The organism is Pseudomonas sp. LBUM1671 (assembly GCF_059695685.1).
Window position 1 is genome coordinate 6,000,783 of record NZ_CP166782.1, and the last position, 20,385, is coordinate 6,021,167.

General features: G+C 60.9%; 19 protein-coding genes and 1 other RNA gene. 8 read left to right on the forward strand and 12 right to left on the reverse strand.

All coding sequences use genetic code 11. From position 1 onward, the window contains the following. Positions 1–60: 60 nt before the first annotated feature. On the reverse strand, positions 61–1,239 hold the full coding sequence (gene argE, locus ACA060_RS27790) for an acetylornithine deacetylase (RefSeq protein WP_497314374.1): 1,179 nt from the start codon (positions 1,237–1,239) through the stop codon (positions 61–63). A 157-nt stretch (positions 1,240–1,396) separates the two neighbouring features. Between argE and ACA060_RS27795 the strand changes: the two genes are divergently transcribed. Continuing rightward, positions 1,397–2,764, forward strand: coding sequence for a CYTH domain-containing protein (locus ACA060_RS27795; protein ID WP_497314376.1), 1,368 nt, complete (start codon positions 1,397–1,399; stop codon positions 2,762–2,764). A 121-nt stretch (positions 2,765–2,885) separates the two neighbouring features. On the opposite strand, the gene ACA060_RS27800 is transcribed toward ACA060_RS27795, so the two are convergent. Further along, positions 2,886–3,350, reverse strand: a complete 465-nt coding sequence (locus ACA060_RS27800) for an Lrp/AsnC family transcriptional regulator (RefSeq protein WP_109635733.1) — start codon at positions 3,348–3,350, stop codon at positions 2,886–2,888. A gap of 125 nt (positions 3,351–3,475) precedes the next feature. On the opposite strand from ACA060_RS27800, the gene ACA060_RS27805 reads away from it, so the two are divergent. The 3 genes from ACA060_RS27805 to ACA060_RS27815 all read left to right on the forward strand — a co-directional run bounded on the left by ACA060_RS27805 (position 3,476) and on the right by ACA060_RS27815 (position 6,079). After that, positions 3,476–3,814, forward strand: coding sequence for an ACT-like domain-containing protein (locus ACA060_RS27805; protein ID WP_497314378.1), 339 nt, complete (start codon positions 3,476–3,478; stop codon positions 3,812–3,814). A gap of 90 nt (positions 3,815–3,904) precedes the next feature. Then, positions 3,905–5,689: a type IV pilus assembly ATPase TfpB gene (tfpB, locus tag ACA060_RS27810; RefSeq protein ID WP_497314380.1), complete on the forward strand. Its 1,785-nt coding sequence runs from the start codon at positions 3,905–3,907 to the stop codon at positions 5,687–5,689. A 69-nt stretch (positions 5,690–5,758) separates the two neighbouring features. Beyond that, positions 5,759–6,079 carry a DUF2388 domain-containing protein gene (locus tag ACA060_RS27815; RefSeq protein ID WP_169857239.1) on the forward strand — a complete coding sequence of 107 codons (321 nt, stop codon included), beginning with the start codon at positions 5,759–5,761 and terminating at the stop codon, positions 6,077–6,079. A 174-nt stretch (positions 6,080–6,253) separates the two neighbouring features. On the opposite strand, the gene gcvP is transcribed toward ACA060_RS27815, so the two are convergent. The 10 genes from gcvP to ACA060_RS27865 all read right to left on the reverse strand — a co-directional run bounded on the left by gcvP (position 6,254) and on the right by ACA060_RS27865 (position 18,833). After that, on the reverse strand, positions 6,254–9,127 hold the full coding sequence (gene gcvP, locus ACA060_RS27820) for an aminomethyl-transferring glycine dehydrogenase (protein WP_497314382.1): 2,874 nt from the start codon (positions 9,125–9,127) through the stop codon (positions 6,254–6,256). Between the two features lie 233 nt (positions 9,128–9,360). Then, the gene (gene gcvH, locus ACA060_RS27825; RefSeq protein ID WP_497314383.1) at positions 9,361–9,744 is read right to left on the reverse strand and encodes a glycine cleavage system protein GcvH; all 384 of its coding nucleotides are present in this window, start codon (positions 9,742–9,744) and stop codon (positions 9,361–9,363) included. A 49-nt stretch (positions 9,745–9,793) separates the two neighbouring features. Further along, positions 9,794–10,876, reverse strand: a complete 1,083-nt coding sequence (gene gcvT / locus ACA060_RS27830) for a glycine cleavage system aminomethyltransferase GcvT (RefSeq protein WP_109635741.1) — start codon at positions 10,874–10,876, stop codon at positions 9,794–9,796. A 155-nt stretch (positions 10,877–11,031) separates the two neighbouring features. Next, on the reverse strand, positions 11,032–12,648 hold the full coding sequence (locus ACA060_RS27835; protein WP_497314385.1) for an ABC transporter permease: 1,617 nt from the start codon (positions 12,646–12,648) through the stop codon (positions 11,032–11,034). 208 nt (positions 12,649–12,856) lie between these two features. Then, positions 12,857–13,861, reverse strand: a complete 1,005-nt coding sequence (locus ACA060_RS27840; protein WP_109635745.1) for an extracellular solute-binding protein — start codon at positions 13,859–13,861, stop codon at positions 12,857–12,859. A 160-nt stretch (positions 13,862–14,021) separates the two neighbouring features. Then, positions 14,022–15,239, reverse strand: a complete 1,218-nt coding sequence (locus ACA060_RS27845; RefSeq protein ID WP_497318367.1) for a 2-octaprenyl-3-methyl-6-methoxy-1,4-benzoquinol hydroxylase — start codon at positions 15,237–15,239, stop codon at positions 14,022–14,024. A 9-nt stretch (positions 15,240–15,248) separates the two neighbouring features. Next, entirely contained in the window at positions 15,249–15,734 is a 486-nt protein-coding gene (locus tag ACA060_RS27850) for a DUF4442 domain-containing protein (RefSeq protein ID WP_497314387.1), read from the reverse strand. Continuing rightward, complete coding sequence (gene ubiH / locus ACA060_RS27855; RefSeq protein ID WP_497314389.1) at positions 15,727–16,914, reverse strand: 2-octaprenyl-6-methoxyphenyl hydroxylase; 1,188 nt, start codon at positions 16,912–16,914, stop codon at positions 15,727–15,729. The genes ACA060_RS27850 and ubiH overlap by 8 nt, the downstream gene beginning before the upstream one ends. Then, complete coding sequence (pepP, locus tag ACA060_RS27860) at positions 16,911–18,245, reverse strand: Xaa-Pro aminopeptidase (protein ID WP_109635752.1); 1,335 nt, start codon at positions 18,243–18,245, stop codon at positions 16,911–16,913. The genes ubiH and pepP overlap by 4 nt, the downstream gene beginning before the upstream one ends. Before the next feature lie 27 nt (positions 18,246–18,272). Continuing rightward, on the reverse strand, positions 18,273–18,833 hold the full coding sequence (locus ACA060_RS27865) for a YecA/YgfB family protein (protein WP_109635753.1): 561 nt from the start codon (positions 18,831–18,833) through the stop codon (positions 18,273–18,275). Positions 18,834–18,960: 127 nt separating this feature from the next. On the opposite strand from ACA060_RS27865, the gene ACA060_RS27870 reads away from it, so the two are divergent. The 4 genes from ACA060_RS27870 (at position 18,961) to ACA060_RS27885 (ending at position 20,385) form a co-directional block, all read left to right on the forward strand. Further along, positions 18,961–19,170, forward strand: coding sequence for a TIGR02449 family protein (locus ACA060_RS27870; RefSeq protein ID WP_003213954.1), 210 nt, complete (start codon positions 18,961–18,963; stop codon positions 19,168–19,170). Next, positions 19,167–19,484 (forward strand): cell division protein ZapA, encoded by a 318-nt coding sequence (locus ACA060_RS27875; RefSeq protein ID WP_007942435.1) that lies wholly within the window; start codon positions 19,167–19,169, stop codon positions 19,482–19,484. Before ACA060_RS27870 ends, ACA060_RS27875 begins: the two co-directional genes overlap by 4 nt. Before the next feature lie 30 nt (positions 19,485–19,514). Further along, a non-coding RNA gene (gene ssrS, locus ACA060_RS27880) (6S RNA) lies at positions 19,515–19,693 on the forward strand. An 86-nt stretch (positions 19,694–19,779) separates the two neighbouring features. Further along, positions 19,780–20,385, forward strand: coding sequence for a 5-formyltetrahydrofolate cyclo-ligase (locus ACA060_RS27885; RefSeq protein WP_010465002.1), 606 nt, complete (start codon positions 19,780–19,782; stop codon positions 20,383–20,385).

Consider the following 20,385-nt stretch of genomic DNA (forward strand, 5'->3'; position numbering starts at 1 on the left):
CACGCGAGCTCTCCTCATGAATACGGGTTGGGACACTGGCAATTTAAACCGTTTAGTCAGTCAAGACATAGAACCTGTGGGAGCGGGCGATTTGGCCGGTGTCAGGCAGTAATGTTCAATCAATTGTCGTAATAGATGCACGGTAGGCTGCAAACGTGACATTTCGAGGTATTCCCCCGGTTGGTGCGCACAGGCGATGTCGCCCGGGCCCAGCACCAGTGTTTCGCAGCCAAGACGCTGAAGATAAGGCGCTTCGGTGCCGAACGCCACTGCTTCGGCGAGATGGCCGGTCAGCTTTTCAGCCACCCGGACCAATTCCGCGTCTTCGTCTTGCTCGAACGGCGGCACTTCAGGGAACAGCGGCGCGTAGCTGATCTTCACCTGATGGCGTTCGGCAATCGGGTTGAGCCTCTGCAGAATGGCCGAACGCAGCGCTGCAGGGTCCATGCCTGGCAATGGCCGCAAGTCGAACTCCAGCGAGCATTGGCCACAGATTCGGTTGGGGTTGTCGCCGCCATGGATGCAGCCGAAATTCATGGTCGGCGTCGGCACACCAAACTGTGGATTACGGAATTCACGCTGCCACAACAGGCGCAGGCCACGTAGTTCGCCGATGGCATCGTGCATGGCTTCGAGGGCGCTGTGGCCCAGGCGCGGGTCCGAGGAATGACCGCTCTGACCGAGGATGTCGATGCGTTCCATCATGATGCCTTTGTGCATGCGGATCGGCTTCAGCCCGGTCGGCTCGCCTATTACCGCCGCACGCCCCAGCGGACGGCCGGCCTCAGCCAGGGCGCGAGCACCGGACATCGAGCTTTCTTCATCGCAGGTGGCGAGGATCAGCAGCGGCTGCTTGAACGGTTGATCGAGCAGCGGAATCACCGCTTCGATAGCCAGAGCAAAAAAGCCTTTCATGTCGCAACTGCCCAGGCCCACCCAACGGCCATCGACTTCGGTCAGCTTCAGCGGATCGGTCTGCCACAACGCGCCATCGAACGGCACCGTATCGCTATGCCCGGCAAGCACCAGGCCACCGGGGCCGGAACCGAAACTGGCGAGCAAGTTGAATTTGCCGGGGCTGACCTGCTGGATGTCACAGGCAAAACCCAAGTCACCGAGCCACGTCGCCAGCAAGTCGATGACCGGACGATTGGATTGATCAAGGCTGGGCTGGGTACAGCTGACCGACGGCGCGGCAATCAGCGCAGCGAACTGATCTTTCATGGACGGCAAAGTCATCGCTGACTCCCACTCGCGAATTGAAGACCATCATAGAACCATCTGGCGACAGGAATAAACCGCCGCGGCGCGCAGTGTCGGTCAGTCCTGTACACTGCACGGCCTTGGCAGCCACACATTTCCCCCGGCTGCGCTCCCGATCCTGGATTTTCCGGCCATGCAGAAAGAAACCGAAATCAAACTCCGCGTCAGCCGCGAAACCCTCGCTGCCCTGCGCGAGCACCCGCTCCTGAAAAAACGCAACAAAAGTGGCTGGGAACGCCGTGAGTTGATGAACCAGTACTTCGACACGCCTGAGCGCGACCTGGCCCGCGCCAAGGTTGCCCTGCGCTTGCGCAAGGATGGCGAAGAAGTGATTCAAACCCTCAAGACCCGCGGCCAGAGCGTCGCCGGCCTGTCCGAGCGTAACGAATACGACTGGAACCTGCCCAAAGCCAAGCTCGACGTGAAAAAACTCGACGGCGAATGCTGGCCAGAAGAATTGGCCGAGCTGGACAAGAAAACCCTGAAACCGATCTTCACCACCGATTTCGTTCGCGAACGCGCTGAAATCGCCTGGGGCCGTGGCAAGACCAAAGTGGTCATCGAAGCCGCGCTGGACCTGGGCCACGTGGTGGTCGGCAAGCAGAAAGAAGAAATCTGTGAGCTGGAACTGGAACTGCGCGAAGGCGAGCCGGCTGCCCTGCTGGAACTGGCCGCCGAACTGGCTGCGACCCTGGCCCTGATGCCGTGTGACATCAGCAAGGCCGAGCGTGGTTATCGCTTGTACGACGCCAACAGTTACTCATTGAGCCTGCCTGCGCCGCAAATCACCGCTGAAACGCCGCTGGATGATGCATTCGCCGCGCTGAGCTGGCACTTGCTGAGCAGCAGCCAGCGTCTGGCCGAACAGTATCGCTTCAACGGCCACTGGCGCCTGTTGCAGGACTGGGTCGAGAACCTCGCTGAGTTGCGCGCCTTGCTCAGCAGCCTGGGCCAGGCCGCACCGCGTCAGTCGACTCATGATCTACGCGTTGCTCTGGATGCCTTGCTCGAAGACTGGCGCCCGCTGGTTCAGGCAGGTATCGACGACGAAGACGTGCGCAAAGCTGCGCCGGAGCAGTTCCTCGAAGAACTGGAAGACCCGCGCTGGGGCCTGTTCTCGCTGAACACTTCACGTTGGTTGCTGGCCCGCACCTGGGCGGCTGATCGCAACGTCCGTGGCAATCGCCAGGGCGCTGCGCAGTTGGGTAGCTGGTTGCCGCGCTTGCTCGGTGAAGAAGCGACGTCGCTGCAATTGCAGCGTTATCAGCAACAGCCGGAAGATTTGGCCGAGCAACTGCCGCGCATCGAGCGCATCCAGGCCTGGCTGCACCATGCCCGTGGCGTGCTGGACATCCCGGAAATGGATCGCCTGTACGGTGAGCTCAAACTACTGGCGCAACTGGCCAACGAGCCGATCACCGATGAATCGCTGGATGCACGCAAGCAGCAGGCGATTGCGGTTTATCAGAATCGTGCCTGGAAAATGCTGCTGCGTATGTAATGACGCCTTCGCGGGCAAGCCTCGCTCCTACAGTATTTTCGTTGACCCCAATTCGGCGGCCGACTCAAACCTGTAGGAGCGAGGCTTGCCCGCGAAGAGGCCAGCACATTCACCGCATACCCTAGACCGGCAAGCTCGTTGTCGACTTGATCTCCGACAACGCCACAATCGAGTTCACTTCCTGAATTCCCGGCACCATCGACAGCTTCTCAAAGAAAAACCGCTCATACGCCTCGATGTCCGCCGTGACAATCCGCAACAAGAAATCCACCGACCCCATCAGCACATAGCACTCCAGCACTTCGGGAAAACCACGAATCGCCTCGGTGAACTCGGTGAAATTCGAACGCCCGTGCGCGTTGAGTTTGATCTCGGCAAAGATCTGCGTGTTAAGGCCGATTTTCTTCCGGTCGAGCAACGTCACCTGCCCGCGAATGATCCCCTCCTCCTTCATCCGCTGAATCCGCCGCCAGCACGGCGACTGGGAGAGCCCCACCTGTTCGGCGATCTGCGCGCTGGAGAGCGAAGCGTCTTCCTGCAGCAACGCGAGAATCTTGCGATCGTAGCTATCCAGCTCGCTATGCATAAATAAACCCGTAATTGATAGCCAGCCGAATCAAACAATTCGAAAAATAGCCAATAGACTCAATCATAGATAAGAAATGTCCGGCAGCGAATGTAAAAATTTCTCCATTGATTTGGAGACCGACCATGCCGCACCTGGAAGCCGTGAACACCTCGCCCGCCCGCGCCGATGTCTGGAACGCCGGCAACGCGCACTGCCGCGTTCATTACCAACTGTTGGCCGAAGCCGAGCCGGACCTGCTGTGCCGGACGCTCAACCTGTTCGCCTTACAGTTACTGACGCCGCAGCAGGTCAGCGCGCAACGGATGGACGATCTGATGTCGATCGACATCGTCATGGACGGGCTGAGCTGGCATCGGGCCGAAGTGATTGCGGACAAATTACGTAACCTGATCAGCGTTTTTTCCGTAGAGCTGCAAGCCGCTGATTCGGCGTGGAATGAGCCGGCTCAGGCGGCAGGCTGACAAACCTCGACACGGCTTCGTCGGGTAGTGGCCCAACGGTCGGTGGGTCCGCGACTATCCTTTGCGAACTGTTGTTCATGAGGAGCCCGCATGTCCGTTCAACTTGCCATTCAGGACCGCTGGCTGGATCTCAATGATTTGCTGCGTGAACTGGTCGCCCAGGGCTTTATCAGCCAGGACTCGGCCGAACACGCGCTCAATGCCCGCCGCCGGCATGCCGCCAATGGCCAGATGCATCCCCTGGAATTCATCGCCAGCCAGCACCTCGACGACCTTAGTCGTCCCGGCAAACATCTGGATCTGGAAAGCCTGACCCTGTGGCTGTCGCAGCAGGCCGGCCAGCCTTACTTGCGCATCGATCCGCTGAAGATCAACGTCGCGGCCATCACGCCGCTGATGTCCTACGCCTTCGCCCAGCGCCACAAGATCCTGGCGGTGTCCATCGACCGCGACGCGGTGACCGTGGCCAGCGCCCAACCTTATGTCAACGGCTGGGAAGCTGACCTGACTCACGTGTTGAAGCTGCCAATCAAACGCGTCGTCGCCAACCCGGTGGACATCCAGCGCTTCAGCGTCGAGTTTTTCCGCCTGGCCAAATCGGTCAGCGGGGCGACCAACGCCGATCAGCAAACCAGCTCCCTGGGCAACTTCGAGCAACTGCTCAACCTCGGCGCCAGCGATCAGGAGCCAGATGCCAACGACGCGCACATCGTCAACATCGTCGACTGGTTGTTCCAGTACGCCTTCCAGCAGCGAGCCAGTGATATCCACATCGAACCCCGGCGCGAACAGGGCACGGTGCGCTTTCGCATCGATGGCGTGCTGCACAACGTCTATCAATTCCCGCCGCAGGTGACGATGGCGATCGTCAGCCGCCTGAAAAGCCTCGGGCGGATGAACGTCGCGGAAAAGCGCAAACCCCAGGATGGCCGGGTAAAGACCAAGACCCCGGACGGCGGCGAAGTCGAGTTGCGGCTGTCGACCTTGCCGACGGCGTTCGGCGAAAAAATGGTCATGCGGATCTTCGACCCGGAAGTGCTGCTCAAGGACTTCGATCAGCTGGGCTTCTCCGCCGAAGACCTGCGCCGCTGGCAGGACATGACCCGCCAGCCCAACGGCATCATTCTGGTGACCGGGCCCACGGGGTCGGGCAAAACAACCACGCTGTACACCACGCTAAAGAAACTGGCGACCCCGGAGGTCAACCTCTGCACCATCGAAGACCCGATCGAGATGGTCGAACCGGCGTTCAACCAGATGCAGGTCCAGCACAACATCGACCTGACCTTCGCCGCTGGCGTGCGCGCGCTGATGCGGCAGGATCCAGACATCATCATGATCGGCGAGATCCGCGACCTCGAAACCGCGGAAATGGCCATTCAGGCCGCGCTCACCGGTCACTTGGTACTCTCGACCTTGCACACCAACGATGCGCCCAGCGCCATCAGCCGCCTGCTGGAACTCGGCGTGCCGCATTACCTGATCAAGGCCACAGTGCTCGGCGTCATGGCCCAGCGCCTGGTCCGCACATTGTGCCCTCACTGCAAGGCACCGCTGACGTTGAGCGAAGAAGATTGGCAAACCCTGACCAAACCCTGGCAAGCGCCGCTGCCGACCAACGCCCAGCGCGCCATCGGCTGTCTGGAATGTCGCGACACTGGCTATCGCGGCCGCGCCGGGGTCTACGAAATCATGCAGCTGACCGATGGCGTAAAAGCGCTGATCAATCCCGACACTGATTTGCTGGCGGTGCGGCGTCAGGCGTTCAAGGAAGGCATGCGCAGTTTGCGTTTGTCGGGGGCGCAGAAAGTGGCCGCCGGGTTGACGACGATCGAGGAAGTATTGCGAGTGACGCCGCAGAGCGAACAAAAGTAGGCGCGGCCATCACGGAACTGGATTGGGGGAATGGCGATCCAACCCCGTAGTTAACCAGTGGAGTCACCCATTATGCGTCTCAAACTTGCTGTCGCTACCATCGCCTTGTTGTCCCTTCCAGTCGGTTCGGCGATGGCCGATAGCTTTTGGCGTAACGTCATTTCGTCCGGTGCCACCACCGGTTCGACTTACCTGACCTTCAAGGATCACAAGCTGATCGTTGCCGCGCAGGACGATGCCGGCAGCTTTGTCGCCAGTGACGGCGGCATTCGCGGTCCTTATCTGGAAGCCGCGATGCAGAAAGTCCGCGCCGACAATCCGGGCCTGCAGGCGACGGATATGGAACTGGCGAACGCGATCCTGGCGAAGAATGCCGTGGCTTCGGAATAAGCTTTACCTAAACAAAAATGCCGCTCTAACGAGCGGCATTTTTTTGCCCAATACAAAACCCTGTGGGAGCCAGCCTGCTCGCGATAGCGGTGGATCAGTCGACATCTTCAGCGACTGTTACACCGTTATCGCGAGCAGGCTCGCTCCCACATTGGATTTGCGTAGTGCGGGAGATCAGCGGTAATCATCGACCGGTACGCACGCGCAGAACAAATTGCGGTCGCCATAGACGTTATCCACCCGATTCACCACCGGCCAGTATTTATGCGCCTTGGTGTGCGCATCCGGCGTCACCGCTTGCTCGATGCTGTAAGGCCGCTCCCAAATGCCGGTGATGTCGGCCAGGGTATGCGGCGCTCGCTTCAGCGGATTGTCCTCGGCTGGCCAGTTACCGTTCTGTACCTCGGTGATTTCCGCACGAATGCTCAGCATCGCGCCGATAAACCGGTCCAGCTCGGCCTTTGACTCACTTTCGGTCGGCTCGACCATCAGCGTCCCCGGCACCGGGAACGACATGGTCGGCGCATGGAAACCGTAATCCATCAGGCGCTTGGCCACGTCCTCTTCGCTGATCCCGGTCAGCGCCTTCAGTGGTCGCAAATCCAGGATGCATTCGTGCGCCACACGCTCGTTGCGCCCGGTGTAGAGCACGGGGAACGCCCCGGACAAATGCTGCGCCAGGTAATTTGCGGCAAGGATCGCCACCTCGCTGGCATCCGCTAACTGCGGCCCCATCATGGCGATGTACATCCAGCTGATCGGCAAAATGCTCGCACTGCCCCAAGGCGCGGCGCTGACCGCGCCGTTCTGCGGCAGCGGTCCTTCAATCGGCACCACCGGGTGATTGGCGACGAACGGCGCCAGGTGCGCGCGCGCACCAATCGGGCCCATGCCCGGCCCACCGCCGCCGTGGGGAATGCAGAAGGTCTTGTGCAGGTTCATGTGGGACACGTCGGCGCCAATGTCCGCCGGCCGCGTCAATCCCACCTGGGCGTTGAGGTTGGCGCCATCCATGTACACCTGGCCGCCGTGGCTGTGGATAACTTCGCAGATTTCGCTGATGCCTTCTTCATACACGCCGTGAGTCGACGGATACGTCGCCATCAGGCAGGCAAGTTTGTCGCCCGCGTCCGCAGCCTTGCTTTTGAGGTCATCCAGATCGACGTTGCCCGCCTCGTCGCACTCGACGATCACCACGCGCATCCCGGCCATCTGCGCCGACGCCGGGTTGGTGCCGTGGGCGGAGGACGGGATCAGGCAGATGTCTCGTGCCCCTTCATGACGGCTCTCGTGGTATTTGCGGATCGCCAGCAGCCCGGCGTACTCGCCCTGGGCGCCGGAGTTGGGTTGCATGCAGATCGCGTCGAAACCGGTGATCGCGCAGAGCCAGCGCTCCAGCTCCTCGATCATCAACGAATAACCCACCGCCTGCTCTTTCGGCACAAACGGGTGCAAGTGGGCGAATTGCGGCCAGGTGATGGGGATCATCTCGCTGGTGGCATTGAGTTTCATGGTGCAGGAGCCCAGCGGAATCATCGACTGGTTGAGCGCCAGGTCTTTGTTTTCCAGTTGCTTGAGGTAGCGCAGCATCTCGGTTTCGCTGTGATGGGCGCTGAATACGGGATGGCGCAGATAAGGCGAGGTGCGCAGCAATCCTGCGGGAATGCCGGATGCAAGGGATTCACCGTCCAGTTCGTCGACGTTCAGCCCATGATCGGAACCGAGGAACACATCGAACAGTTTCGCCACCGTGGTTTCGTCAGAGGTTTCGTCAAGGCTCAGCCCCAACTGCCCGCGCCCGAGAATGCGCAAATTGATCTGTGCGGCCTGGGCACTTTCGATGATTGCCGTCTGAGTGCCACCGACCTCCAGCGTCAGTGTGTCGAAAAAGTGGGTGTTGAGGCGGGTGATGCCGTGGCGCTCAAGGCCGGCGGCAAGGATGCAGGTCAACCGGTGGACACGCTGGGCAATTTGCTTCAACCCTTCCGGGCCGTGGTAAACCGCGTAGAAACTGGCGATGTTGGCCAGCAATACCTGAGCGGTGCAGATGTTCGAATTGGCCTTCTCCCGCCGAATATGTTGCTCGCGAGTTTGCAGGGCCATGCGCAACGCGGTATTGCCGCGAGCATCTTTCGAGACGCCGATGATCCGCCCGGGAATCGCTCGCTTGTACTCTTCGCGGCTGGCAAAAAATGCCGCGTGTGGTCCGCCGTACCCCATCGGTACACCGAAACGCTGGGACGAGCCGAACACCACGTCGGCGCCCAGCTCACCCGGCGGGGTCAGTAACAGCAGGCTCAGCAGATCCGTCGCTACACAGGCCAGCGCCTGCTGGGCATGCAAGTGATCGATCAATGGCCGCAGATCGCGGATCTCGCCATGGGTGTCCGGATATTGCAGCAGCGCGCCAAACACCTCGTACTGCTTCAAGTTATCCACAGCATCGATGATCAGCTCGAAACCGAAGCCTTCGGCGCGGGTTTGCACCACGGAGATGGTTTGTGGATGGCAGTTCTCATCGACGAAGAACAGATTGCTTTTGGACTTGGCGACCCGCTTGGCCAGCGCCATGGCTTCCGCCGCCGCGGTGGCTTCATCGAGCAACGACGCGTTCGCCAGCTCGAGACCTGTCAAGTCGATGGTCAATTGCTGGAAATTCAGCAGCGCTTCGAGCCGGCCTTGGGCAATCTCAGGCTGATAAGGCGTGTAGGCGGTGTACCAACCGGGATTTTCCAGCACGTTGCGCAGAATCACGGTGGGCGTGAGGGTGCCGTGGTAGCCCATGCCGATCAGGCTGGTCCAGACCTGGTTCTGCTCGGCGTACCCACGCAGCTTGGCCAGCGCGGCTTCTTCGTCGAGGGCGGGCGGTAAATCGAGCGCCCGATTCAGGCGGATTCCCGGCGGCACCGTTTGCTCGATCAGCTCGACCCGACTGCCGAGGCCGAGGCTGTCGAGCATCGCCTGTTGCTCGGCGGCATCGGGGCCGAGGTGGCGGCGAAGAAAAGCATTGGGGTCGCGTAACTGGCTCAAGGACGGCAATTGGGACATGACGGGCTCTCTCTTGACTGGCGCTCAACGTCGATGCAACACGGTCAAACCAGCATAGCAGCCAGTACAAACGGCGGACCTTGTGGGAGCGGGCTTGCTCGCAAAGGGCCGTGTCAGTCGATGTAGATGTCAGCTGAAAGACCGCCTTCGCGAGCAAGCCCGCTCCCACAGGGAAAATCCGTCAGGCGAAAAAAAGCCCCGACGGGTCGGGGCTTTGGGATGACGCTCAAGGCTTACTCGCCGATGGCGGCCTTGTAACCAGCTGCATCGAGCAGCTTGTCCAGCTCAGCCTTGTCGCTAGGCTTCAGTTTGAAGATCCAGGCACTGTACGGTTGGGAGTTGAGCAGTTCCGGGTTAGCGCTCAGTTCTTCGTTGATCGCAATCACTTCACCGGATACCGGGGAGTAAATGTCGGAGGCGGCTTTAACCGACTCAACGACACCGGATTGATCACCGGCAGCGAAGACTTTTCCGACTTCGGTCAGCTCAACGAACACCACATCGCCCAAGGCTTCCTGAGCGTGATCGCTGATGCCCACGGTGACGGAGCCATCAGCTTCCAGGCGGGCCCATTCGTGACTTTCGGCAAAACGCAGGTCGGCAGGGATATCGCTCATGTTCTGTGTCCTCAAGAGAATTGTCAGCGGTCGTTGCCCGCCAAAAAGGTTAGATCAAGGTTTTGCCATGGCGTACGAAGGTCGGTTTGACCACTCGGACCGGGTACCACTTGCCACGGATTTCCACTTCTGCGCGGTCGGCAGTTGCCATCGGCACGCGCGCCAGTGCTATCGACTTGCTAAGCGTAGGAGAGAAACTACCACTGGTGATCTCTCCTTCGCCAACATTGGCGATACGGACCACTTGATGAGCGCGCAAAACCCCACGTTCCTCAAGGACCAGACCGACCAGTTTGTGCTGCACACCACCCGCCCGCTCGGCTTCCAGGGCGCTGCGACCGATGAACTGGCGAGTGGCCGGTTCCCAGGCAATGCTCCAGGCCATGTTCGAGGCCAGTGGTGAAACGTCCTGATGAATGTCCTGGCCGTACAGGTTCATGCCGGCTTCGACACGCAAGGTATCCCGGGCGCCCAGACCGATAGGAGAAATGCCCGCGCCCACCAGATCGTTGAAAAACCCTGGAGCCTGATTGGCCGGCAGCACGATCTCCAGACCGTCTTCACCGGTATAGCCGGTGCGCGCGATGAACCAGTCGCCATCAGGCTGGCCTTCGAAGGGCTTGAGCATCTGGATCAGGTTGCCGCGGGACTGGGTGACCAGTTCGGAGATCTTGTGCCGGGCATGGGGGCCTTGAATCGCCAGCATCGCCAGTTCGGAGCGCTCGTTGAGCTGCACGTCGAAACCATCGATGTGGGCCTGCATCCAGGCGAGGTCCTGATTGCGGGTGGAGGCGTTGACCACCAGCCGATAACCGTCCTCGAGACGGTAGACGATCATGTCGTCGACGATGCCGCCGCGCTCGTTGAGCATGGTGCTGTACAAGGCACGGCCGGGGCTGTGCAGGCGCTCGACGTCATTGGCCAGCAAATGCTGGAGCCAGGCCTTGGCCTGAGGGCCGGCGACATCGATCACGGTCATGTGGGATACATCGAAAACCCCGCAATCGCGGCGCACCTGATGGTGTTCCTCGACCTGCGAGCCGTAATGCAGAGGCATATCCCAACCGCCAAAATCGACCATCTTCGCGCCGAGGGCGAGATGAAGGTCATACAGAGGCGTACGCTGTCCCATGGGTTTCTCCTTCCGGGCGTGGCGAAGGTGCGGGCAAGTGCTTAACGGGCGAAAGCCTTGAAATAGAAGGCTTTCAGCCGATATCAGCTACCGAGTCCGTAGGACGGACCGCACCGAATGCCGCGCATTGTAGCCTCAAGGTGTAGGACTGACACCTAGGCGTTTCGATGCGCCGAACGTCGAATCAATCCGATGACCGGTAACAGCCCGACCAAAACGAGAGTCAGGGCCGGCAACGAAGCCCTCGCCCACTCGCCTTCGCTGGTCATTTCAAAGATCCGTACGGCCAGCGTGTCCCAGCCAAACGGGCGCATCAGCAGGGTCGCGGGCATTTCCTTGAGCACATCGACGAACACCAGCAACGCGGCGCTCAATGTGCCGGGCAGCAATAACGGCAGATACACTTTGAAAAACAGTCGTGGCCCACTGACGCCAAGGCTACGTGCCGCTTCGGGCAAAGAAGGCCGTATTCGCGCCAGGCTGCTGTCCAGCGGCCCATAAGCCACCGCGATGAAACGCACCAGATAGGCCAGCAGTAGCGCCGACAGACTGCCCAGCAGCAATGGCTTGCCGGCCCCGCCGAGCCAGCCTGACAACGGGATGACCAGTTCGCGATCCAGGTAACTGAACGCCAGCATGATCGACACCGCCAACACCGATCCCGGCAGGGCGTAGCCGAGATTGGCCAGGCTGACACCGGAACGGATCGCCCGGGTCGGCGCCAGCCTTCGGGCAAATGCCAGCACCAGCGCAACGCTGACGGTAATCAACGCTGCCATGCCGCCCAGGTACAGGGTGTGGACAATCAGCCCGGCGTAACGCTCATCCAGATCGAAACGTCCACGCTGCCAGAACCACACCACCAGTTGCAGCATTGGAATGACGAACGCACAGGCGAACACCAGGCCACACCAACTCATGGCCGCCAACGCCTTGAAACCCCGCAGGTGGTACAGCGCCTTGACCCGGGGTCGCTCATTGCTCATGCGGCTGGCCCCGCGCGCACGACGTTCGCCGTACAACACAATCATCACCACCAGCAGCAACAGGCTGGCCAGTTGCGCGGCGGTGGAGAGGCTGAAGAATCCGTACCAGGTTTTGTAGATGGCCGTGGTGAACGTGTCGAAGTTGAACACCGACACCGCACCGAAGTCCGCCAGGGTTTCCATCAACGCCAACGCCACGCCGGCACCAATCGCCGGCCGCGCCATCGGCAGGGCCACGCGCCAGAACGCCTGCCACGGCGATTGCCCGAGCACGCGTGCCGCTTCCATCAGGCCTTTGCCCTGGGCCAGGAATGCAGTGCGCGCCAGCAGGTAAACGTAGGGGTAGAACACCAGCACCAGAACGAGGATGACGCCGCCGGTGGAGCGTACGCGCGGCAATCGCAGCCCGGTACCGAACCATTCCCGCAGCAAGGTTTGCACCGGGCCGGCGAAATCCAGCAGGCCGACGAAGACGAAGGCCAGCACATAAGCCGGAATCGCAAAAGGCAGCATCAGCGCCCAGTCCAGCCAGCGCCGGCCGGGGAATTCGCAGAGGCTGGTCAGCCAGGCGAGGCTGACGCCCAGGAGCGTGACACCGATTCCGACGCCGAGCACCAACGTCAGCGTATTGCCCAGCAGGCGCGGCATCTGGGTGTCCCAGAGGTGCGACCAGATTTGCTGATCGATGGTTTGCCAGGAGAAAAACAGCACGCTCAGGGGCAGCAGGACCAGCGCGGCGATGGCGAAGACCAGGGGATACCAGCGGCGTTGGGCGGGGTGAGCCAAGGGAATTCTCTAGAAAATATTCGTCCGACTCTAACTTGAAGCCGGCTCCATTTTGTGGCGAGGGAGCTTGCTCCCGGGTGCGAAGCAGCCGCAGGAGGTTATCAGATCATCTCGATCCTGACCTATAGACGCCAACGGGGCCGCTTCGCAGCCCAGCGGGAGCAAGCTCCCTCGCCACAGGTAGCCGCACGCCACAATAACGGTGAGGTCAGTTCCAGCCCGCCCGATCCATCATCCGAATCGCTTCAGCCTGACGCTTGCCGGCAATTTCCACCGGCAGTGTGTCGGCCACAAACTTGCCCCAGCTCGCTACTTCAGCAGATGGCTGAACCGCAGGGTTGGCCGGGAATTCCTGGTTCACGTCGGCGAAGATCTTCTGCGCTTCAGGGGTGGTCATCCATTCAACCAGGGCCTTGGCCGCTTCCGGGTGCGGTGCATGCTTGGTCAAGCCGATGCCCGACAGGTTCACGTGAACGCCGCGATCACCCTGGTTGGGCCAGAACAGTTTTACCGGCAGGTCCGGCTTCTGCTTGTGCAGACGGCCGTAGTAGTACGTGTTAACGATGCCGACGTCGCACTGACCGGCGTTGATCGCCTCGAGCACGGCGATGTCGTCGGAGAACACGTCGGTGGACAGGTTGTTGACCCAGCCTTTGAGGATCTTCTCGGTTTTGTCGGCACCGTGCACTTCGATCATGGTGGCGGTCAGGGACTGGTTGTAGACCTTCTTCGCCGTGCGCAGGCACAGGCGACCTTCCCACTGTTTGTCAGCCAGTGCCTCGTAGGTGGTCAGCTCACCGGGTTTCACCCGATCGGTGGAGTAGGCAATGGTTCGCGCCCGCAGGCTCAGGCCGGTCCAGGCATGGGAGGACGCGCGGTACTGCAGCGGAATGTTGGCGTCGATCACCTTGGAGGTGAACGGTTGCAGGATGCCCATCTGCTCGGCCTGCCAGAGGTTGCCGGCATCGACGGTCAGCAGCAGGTCGGCGGTGGCGTTCTCGCCCTCGGCCTTGATCCGCTGCATCAACGGCGCTTCCTTGTCGGTGATGAACTTCACCTGCACGCCGGTTTTCGCGGTGTAGGCATCGAACACCGGCTTGATCAGCTCGTCGATACGCGAGGAGTAGACCACCACTTCGTCGGCGGCCTGTGCAGCAGTGCTGCCGATCAGGGTCAGGGCGAGTGCGGTCAGTAGACGCTTCGGTGCCAACATGGGAGCGGTCTCTCGATTGGAAAATTGAGAGCAAATGATAAGGACTCACATTTAGCTTCTCAATCGAACAGTTTACGGAGGAGTTACCAGATGTTGCATAGCCAGAGTGGCTGACCTGTGGCGAGGGGATTTATCCCCTCACCACAGGACTCTGTCTACTTCAGGCCTTGGCCAGCGCCGGTAAATCCCCGATCAGCCCCAGCGCTTCGCGCACGAACAACGCCTTGGCTTCCGGCATCTGGTCAACCATCTTCAACCCGGCATTACGCAACCAGCGAACCGGCAACGGATCGGCCTGGAACAAACGCTCGAAACCTTCCATCGCCGCCATCAACGCCAGGTTGTGCGGCATACGCCGACGCTCGTAACGACTGAGCACCTTCACGTCCGCCAACCGCTCGCCGCGCTCCGCCGCTTGCAACAGCACTTCGGCCAGCACGGCAGCATCGAGGAAACCGAGGTTCACGCCCTGCCCGGCCAGCGGGTGAATGGTGTGCGCCGCATCGCCGATCAGTGCCAGGCCTTCCGCCACATAACGCTTGGCATGCCGCTGACGCAGTGGCACACACACACGAGGATCGGCGCTGAGCACTGTGCCGAGCCGGCCCTCAAAGGCGCGTTCCAATTCGAGACAAAAACCCGCGTCGTCCAGCGCCATCAGCCGTTCGGCTTCACTGGGCGTGGTCGACCAGACGATCGAACACCAATCCTGCTGGCCGTCCCGTTCCAACGGCAAGAACGCCAGCGGACCATTGTCGGTGAAGCGCTGCCAAGCGGTCATTTGATGCGGTTTGGCGCTGCGCACGCTGGTGACGATCGCGTGGTGCAGATAATCCCACTCACGCGTAGCCACGCCGGTCAGGCGCCGTACCGCCGAGTTGGCACCATCCGCCGCAATCACCAGCGGCGCGCGCAAGGTGCGGCCATCGGCCAGGGTCAGCAGCCAGTCATCGCCGGAGCGGCGCATCTGCTCCAGGCGCGCATTGGCCAGCATTCCGAGGTCGCAGTCGTGCAGACGATCGAGCAAAGCATCCTGAACCACGCGGTTCTCGACGATATGCCCCAGCACATCGGCATGCACGCTGGCGGCCGAGAAATGGATCTGCCCGGTGCCGCTGCCGTCCCAGACCTGCATTTCGGTGTAAGGGCTGCTGCGCCGATTGGCGATGCCGTCCCACACGCCGAGGCGTTCAAGAATTCGCTTGCTAGCGGCGGACAAGGCGCTCACCCGCGGTTCGAACGGCGCCTGGCCATCGAAGGGCTTGACGCTCATCGGGCTGCCGTCCAGCAGCAAAACTTCCAGCCCGCTGTCCTGCAACGCCAGCGCTAGGGCGCTGCCGACCATTCCGGCCCCGACAATCAGCAGATCTGCGCGCATTTCCATGCTTTAAGCCTGTCTCGCTTGCGGCTTGAGCCGCACGTAAAGGGTTTTCTGCACCCGCGCCACCAGGGCGCCGGCGCCGTCATGAATATCGACCTGCAATTGCGGCAGGTATTTTTCGCCATTCGCCGTCTGCCGGCGGATCTCGTCGAGCAAGGTCTCGTCGATCGTGAAACGGGCGAACACCGGGCCTTTGCCCGGCGCGATGAAATCGATGTCAGCAGCTTTGTCCCAGACGATGTATTGACGTCCGAGGTTTTCCATCAGCATCAGCATGTAGAAGGGGTCGACCATCGAATACAGGCTGCCGCCAAACTGGGTGCCGACGTAATTGCGGTTGTACCAGCTCAGGCCCATGGACACCTGGATGTCCCGGAAGTCATCGCTGATGTGCCGCACCCGAACCCCGGCGCCGAAGTACGGCGGATAGAACGACATGAACCAACGCATCAACCGCGCTTTGCCGAACGTGCCAACCAGCCACTTAAGCATCAGGACGCGTACCCAATCCCATGGCCTGCCGGGCGAACCAGCGCTTGGCCGGCGGCAGCAGATCGAGGCCGAGCAGGCCGATGTTGCGGCCCAGCGAAACCAGTGGCTGGGTGCTGCCAAACAAACGGGTCACCTGATCGGAGAAGCCCACGGTCAGGTTCTGATCCATGCGCTGACGTTCGCGGTAAGCCTGCAATGTCGCGAAATCGCCGGGCGAGGTCTCACTCGCCAGCAGTGCATCGGCCAGAGCCTGTGCATCACGCAACGACAGGTTGAAACCCTGACCGGCGATCGGGTGCAGGCTGTGGGCGGCGTTGCCGAGGATTGCCAGATGCGGGCGCACTTGCTCTTCGGCTTCGATCAGCGTCAACGGGTAAAGATGCCGCGCGCCCACCTGTTTCAAGGTGCCAAGGCGATAACCGAACACGCCCTGCAACTCGCTGAGGAAGCTGCGCTCATCCAGCGCCGCCAGTCGTTGCGCGTCCATCCCCAATCGGGTCCAGACCAAGGCGCAACGGTTTTCCGGCAGCGGCAACAACGCCATCGGGCCGTCATCGGTGAAGCGCTCGAAGGCCATGCCGTTGTGCGCTTCGCTCGGAGTGATGTTGGCAATCAAGGCGCTTTGGTTATACGGACGCTTTTTGATGCCGATTCCCAATTGCTCGCGCAGGCCGGATCGGCCGCCATCGGCGAGCACCGCGAGGTCGCATTCCAGGGTGGTTTCATCATTGAGGGTCAGGCGATAGCCATCGGTCAGCGGCTCCATGCGCGTGACTTCCGCCGGGCAACGCCACGTGACCACGTCCTTATCCAGACCTTGCCAGAGGCACTGGCCGAGCCAAGCGTTTTCCACCACATAGCCCAGCGCCGGAACGCCCTCTTCCATCGCCGACAAACGCGCGGTGGAGAAACGTCCACGGTCGGAGACATGAATCTGCTTGATCGGCTCGGCGCGGCGGGAGATTTCCTGCCACACGCCCAACCGTTGATAAATCTGTTTGGCCCCGTAGGACAACGCCGAAGAACGGGCGTCGTAACTCGGTTGATAGGTGTGGCCGGGGGCAAAGGGTTCAATCAGCACGATCTTCCAGCCGCGGGCCTTGGCCCCGGCCTGCAACGCCAACGCCAGGCTGGCACCGACCAGACCGCCACCGATGATTGCCAGATTGACTCGACTCATGCGGCTTGTGTCCGCGCGGCAGCCATCAAGGCCTCGATCTCGGCGACCGTTTTCGGCACGCCCTGGGTCAGGATTTCACAACCGTTTTTGGTGACCACCACGTCGTCCTCGATGCGCACGCCTATGCCGCGCCATTTCTTCGCTACGTTCTGGTTGTCCGGGGAAATGTAGATACCCGGCTCCACGGTCAGCGCCATGCCGACTTCCAGCACCCGCCATTCGCCGCCGACCTTGTACTCGCCGACATCATGCACATCCATGCCCAGCCAGTGGCCGGCGCGGTGCATGTAAAACGCTTTATAGGCTTCGCTGGCGATCAACTCGTCAACGTCGCCCTGCAACAGGCCCAACTTCACCAAACCGGCGGTAATCACCCGGACCGTGGCTTCGTGCGCCTGATTCCAGTGTTTGTTCGGGGCGATTTCGGCGAATGCAGCTTCTTGCGACGCCAGCACCAACTCGTAAATCGCTTTCTGCTCCGCTGAATACTTGCCGTTGACCGGCCAGGTGCGGGTGATGTCGCTGGCGTAGCAGTCGATCTCGCAACCGGCATCGATCAACACCAGGTCGCCGTCCTTGAGCACCGCGTCATTCTGCTGGTAATGCAGGATGCAGCTGTTGCGTCCGGCGGCGACGATCGAACCGTAAGCCGGCATCTTCGCTCCACCCTTGCGGAACTCGTAGTCGAGCTCGGCTTCAAGGCTGAATTCGTGCAGTCCGGCCCGGCTGGCCTGCATCGCGCGGATGTGCGCCTGGGCGGAAATCCGTGCGGCTTCGCGCATCACCTTCACTTCTGCCGCCGATTTATACAGGCGCATGTCGTGCAGCAGATGATCCAGGGCAACGTATTCGTTCGGCGGCTGGGCGCCGAGGTGCGCTTTAGAGCGGATCACGTTGATCCACTCCATCAGGTGCCGGTCGAATTCCGGGTTGCTGCCCATGGCCGAATACACCCGGTCCCGACCTTCGATCAGGCCCGGCAGGATGTCGTCGATGTCGGTGATGGGAAACGCATCGTCGGCGCCGAAGTCGCGGATCGCGCCTTCCTGGCCGGCGCGCAGGCCGTCCCACAACTCGCGCTCGGCGTTGCGTTCACGGCAGAACAGAATGTATTCGCCATGTTCGCGACCAGGCATCAGCACGATGACAGCCTGCGGCTCGGGGAAGCCGCTCAGGTACTGGAAATCGCTGTCCTGGCGGTAGACGTGCTCGACGTCGCGGTTGCGAATGGCCACCGCGGCGGCGGGCAGGATCGCGATACTGTTGGGTTCCATCTGCGCCATCAAGGCCTTGCGGCGACGGCTGTATTCCGATTTCGGGATATGAATCATGGGCAGATGGCTTTCCCTGGCAAACGATTAATGCAACGACGGCTTGGCGGCTGGCGGCACATCGGCTTTTTTGGTTTCCGAGAACAGCAGCAGCGGCGCAACGCGCAGGTATTCCATCACTTCCATGTAGTCGCTTTCGCCGTCTTCGGACTCTTCCAGGGCGTCTTGCACTTGGGAAATGGCGGCCAGATCCTGCAACACTTCAGTGGCTTCAGTACTCAGCATGCTGCTGTCACGGCAGTTCAGGCCGAAACCGCTGAGGAAGCCCTGGCACCATTGGCCCAGTGCCGCGGCACGCTCAGCCAGCGGTTCGTCATCGGTCGGCAGCAGCAGAACGACCGTCACGTCGTCGCCGGTGAGCTCGCCCTTGACCATCTCCTGCAAGCCGATCAAGGCATTGCGGACATTATCCTGGGGCTCGGTTTCGAGCAGCTCGGCGGCATCGATCAACCACTCTTCTGCATTGAAGCCCGCACCGGCGCAGCTGCGGCCGAGCAGCAGGCCATGCAGTTCGGCAGGCGAGACGTTATGACCGCTGGAAGTCAGCAGTGTGGCGAAGGCTTGGTACGGGGAATTCTGAATGGGCATGGGCAGCTAGGCGCCAGACGGCGCTATGTCTAGAATGAAGGCCTTGTATCCTACATCGACAGACTCGCCAAGACTATTAAAGGCTGTCCGCCATCTACCATCCATCAGACCTAATTCAGTGGACACAATGGAAGACACCGACCTGCAAGCGCTGATGGCCAGACTCGAACTGCTAATTAATCGGGTCGAGCAACTTAAGAGTCAAAACGGACTCCTATTAGCTCAGGAAAAAACCTGGCGCGAGGAACGCGCTCACCTCATTGAAAAGAACGAAATCGCCCGGCGTAAGGTCGAATCAATGATTTCGCGCCTCAAGGCCCTGGAGCAAGACTCATGAGTTCAAGCAATAGCGTTACCGTGCAGATCCTCGATAAAGAATATTCGATCATCTGCCCCCAGGAAGAGCGCAGCAACCTGGTGAGCGCCGCCCGTTACCTGGACGGCAAGATGCGCGAAATCCGCAGCAGCGGCAAAGTCATCGGTGCCGACCGCATCGCCGTGATGGCCGCGCTGAACATCACCCACGATCTTTTGCACAAGGAAGAGCGCCCGGATGTGCAGGCCAGCGGCTCGACGCGAGAGCAGGTTCGCGACCTGCTGGATCGCGTCGATCTGGTGCTCGCCACCGATCCGGACGTCACCAAGGGCTGAAACACGAAACCGCTTGGGGTATACTCGCAACACTCCCTGGGGTGCTTGCCAGTTGACCACGTCCCTGAGCCGATTCGCACTACCCTGGAGGCTGCACGTTGGGCTGGTGTGCATGTCCGCTAGACGGAAAGCCTTAAAGCCTACTGCATCTTCCACCTTGAACTTTCGGGTTCAAGGGCTAAGTCAGCAGCGGTTCATCCGGGGAGCCTGATTCCAGTCCGATGCCGGTTTAAATACCGGCATCGGCTTTTTTACGGGTACGCTTTATGTATCCGTCCTGTCGAAGCCTGAATCCATGACCGAACCTGCGCTGCTGCCCCGCCCGCAACTTCGACGCATGCTGCGCAAGGCCCGCCGCGCACTGACACCCAGTCAACAGCGCCAGGCTGCTCGCGGGCTGTACAAGCAATTAGCCCAGCAGCCGCTGTTTCGCCGGGCAAAACACATCTCCCTGTATCTGCCCACCGACGGTGAAATCGACCCGCGCTTGCTGCTGCGCGCTGCGCAGCGTCGGGGCAAGGCGACTTATCTACCGGTGCTCAGTGCCTGGCCGCGAACCAAAATGGTGTTCCAGCGGATTCGTCCCGGTGAAAAGCTGAAGCCCAACCGCTTTCGCATTCTCGAACCCCGGCACAACCTCGCCCGTCAGCGCAAAGTCTGGGCGCTGGACCTGGTCCTATTGCCGTTGGTGGGATTTGACGACGTCGGCGGACGCCTGGGAATGGGCGGCGGTTTCTACGATCGAAGCCTCGCCTATCTGGCGCGCAGGAAAAACTGGCGCAAGCCGACACTGCTGGGGCTGGCCCATGAATGTCAGAAGGTAGAACGATTGGCTCAGGCGAGCTGGGATGTGCCGTTGCAAGGAACGGTAACCGACAAGGCGTGGTATTTCGCAGGTTAG

Excerpts from the sequence above, each read along its gene's own strand:
- ACA060_RS27795 (WP_497314376.1), top strand. The coding sequence starts at position 1,397 with ATGCAGAAAGAAACCGAAATCAAACTCCGCGTCAGCCGCGAAACCCTC.
- ubiH (WP_497314389.1), bottom strand. The coding sequence starts at position 16,914 with ATGAGTCGAGTCAATCTGGCAATCATCGGTGGCGGTCTGGTCGGTGCC.
- ACA060_RS27845 (WP_497318367.1), bottom strand. The coding sequence starts at position 15,239 with ATGCGCGCAGATCTGCTGATTGTCGGGGCCGGAATGGTCGGCAGCGCC.
- argE (WP_497314374.1), bottom strand. The coding sequence starts at position 1,239 with ATGACTTTGCCGTCCATGAAAGATCAGTTCGCTGCGCTGATTGCCGCG.
- ACA060_RS27865 (WP_109635753.1), bottom strand. The coding sequence starts at position 18,833 with ATGCCCATTCAGAATTCCCCGTACCAAGCCTTCGCCACACTGCTGACT.
- ACA060_RS27875 (WP_007942435.1), top strand. The coding sequence starts at position 19,167 with ATGAGTTCAAGCAATAGCGTTACCGTGCAGATCCTCGATAAAGAATAT.
- gcvH (WP_497314383.1), bottom strand. The coding sequence starts at position 9,744 with ATGAGCGATATCCCTGCCGACCTGCGTTTTGCCGAAAGTCACGAATGG.
- ACA060_RS27870 (WP_003213954.1), top strand. The coding sequence starts at position 18,961 with ATGGAAGACACCGACCTGCAAGCGCTGATGGCCAGACTCGAACTGCTA.
- gcvP (WP_497314382.1), bottom strand. The coding sequence starts at position 9,127 with ATGTCCCAATTGCCGTCCTTGAGCCAGTTACGCGACCCCAATGCTTTT.
- tfpB (WP_497314380.1), top strand. The coding sequence starts at position 3,905 with ATGTCCGTTCAACTTGCCATTCAGGACCGCTGGCTGGATCTCAATGAT.
- ACA060_RS27885 (WP_010465002.1), top strand. The coding sequence starts at position 19,780 with ATGACCGAACCTGCGCTGCTGCCCCGCCCGCAACTTCGACGCATGCTG.
- pepP (WP_109635752.1), bottom strand. The coding sequence starts at position 18,245 with ATGATTCATATCCCGAAATCGGAATACAGCCGTCGCCGCAAGGCCTTG.
- gcvT (WP_109635741.1), bottom strand. The coding sequence starts at position 10,876 with ATGGGACAGCGTACGCCTCTGTATGACCTTCATCTCGCCCTCGGCGCG.
- ACA060_RS27800 (WP_109635733.1), bottom strand. The coding sequence starts at position 3,350 with ATGCATAGCGAGCTGGATAGCTACGATCGCAAGATTCTCGCGTTGCTG.
- ACA060_RS27840 (WP_109635745.1), bottom strand. The coding sequence starts at position 13,861 with ATGTTGGCACCGAAGCGTCTACTGACCGCACTCGCCCTGACCCTGATC.
- ACA060_RS27805 (WP_497314378.1), top strand. The coding sequence starts at position 3,476 with ATGCCGCACCTGGAAGCCGTGAACACCTCGCCCGCCCGCGCCGATGTC.
- ACA060_RS27850 (WP_497314387.1), bottom strand. The coding sequence starts at position 15,734 with ATGCTTAAGTGGCTGGTTGGCACGTTCGGCAAAGCGCGGTTGATGCGT.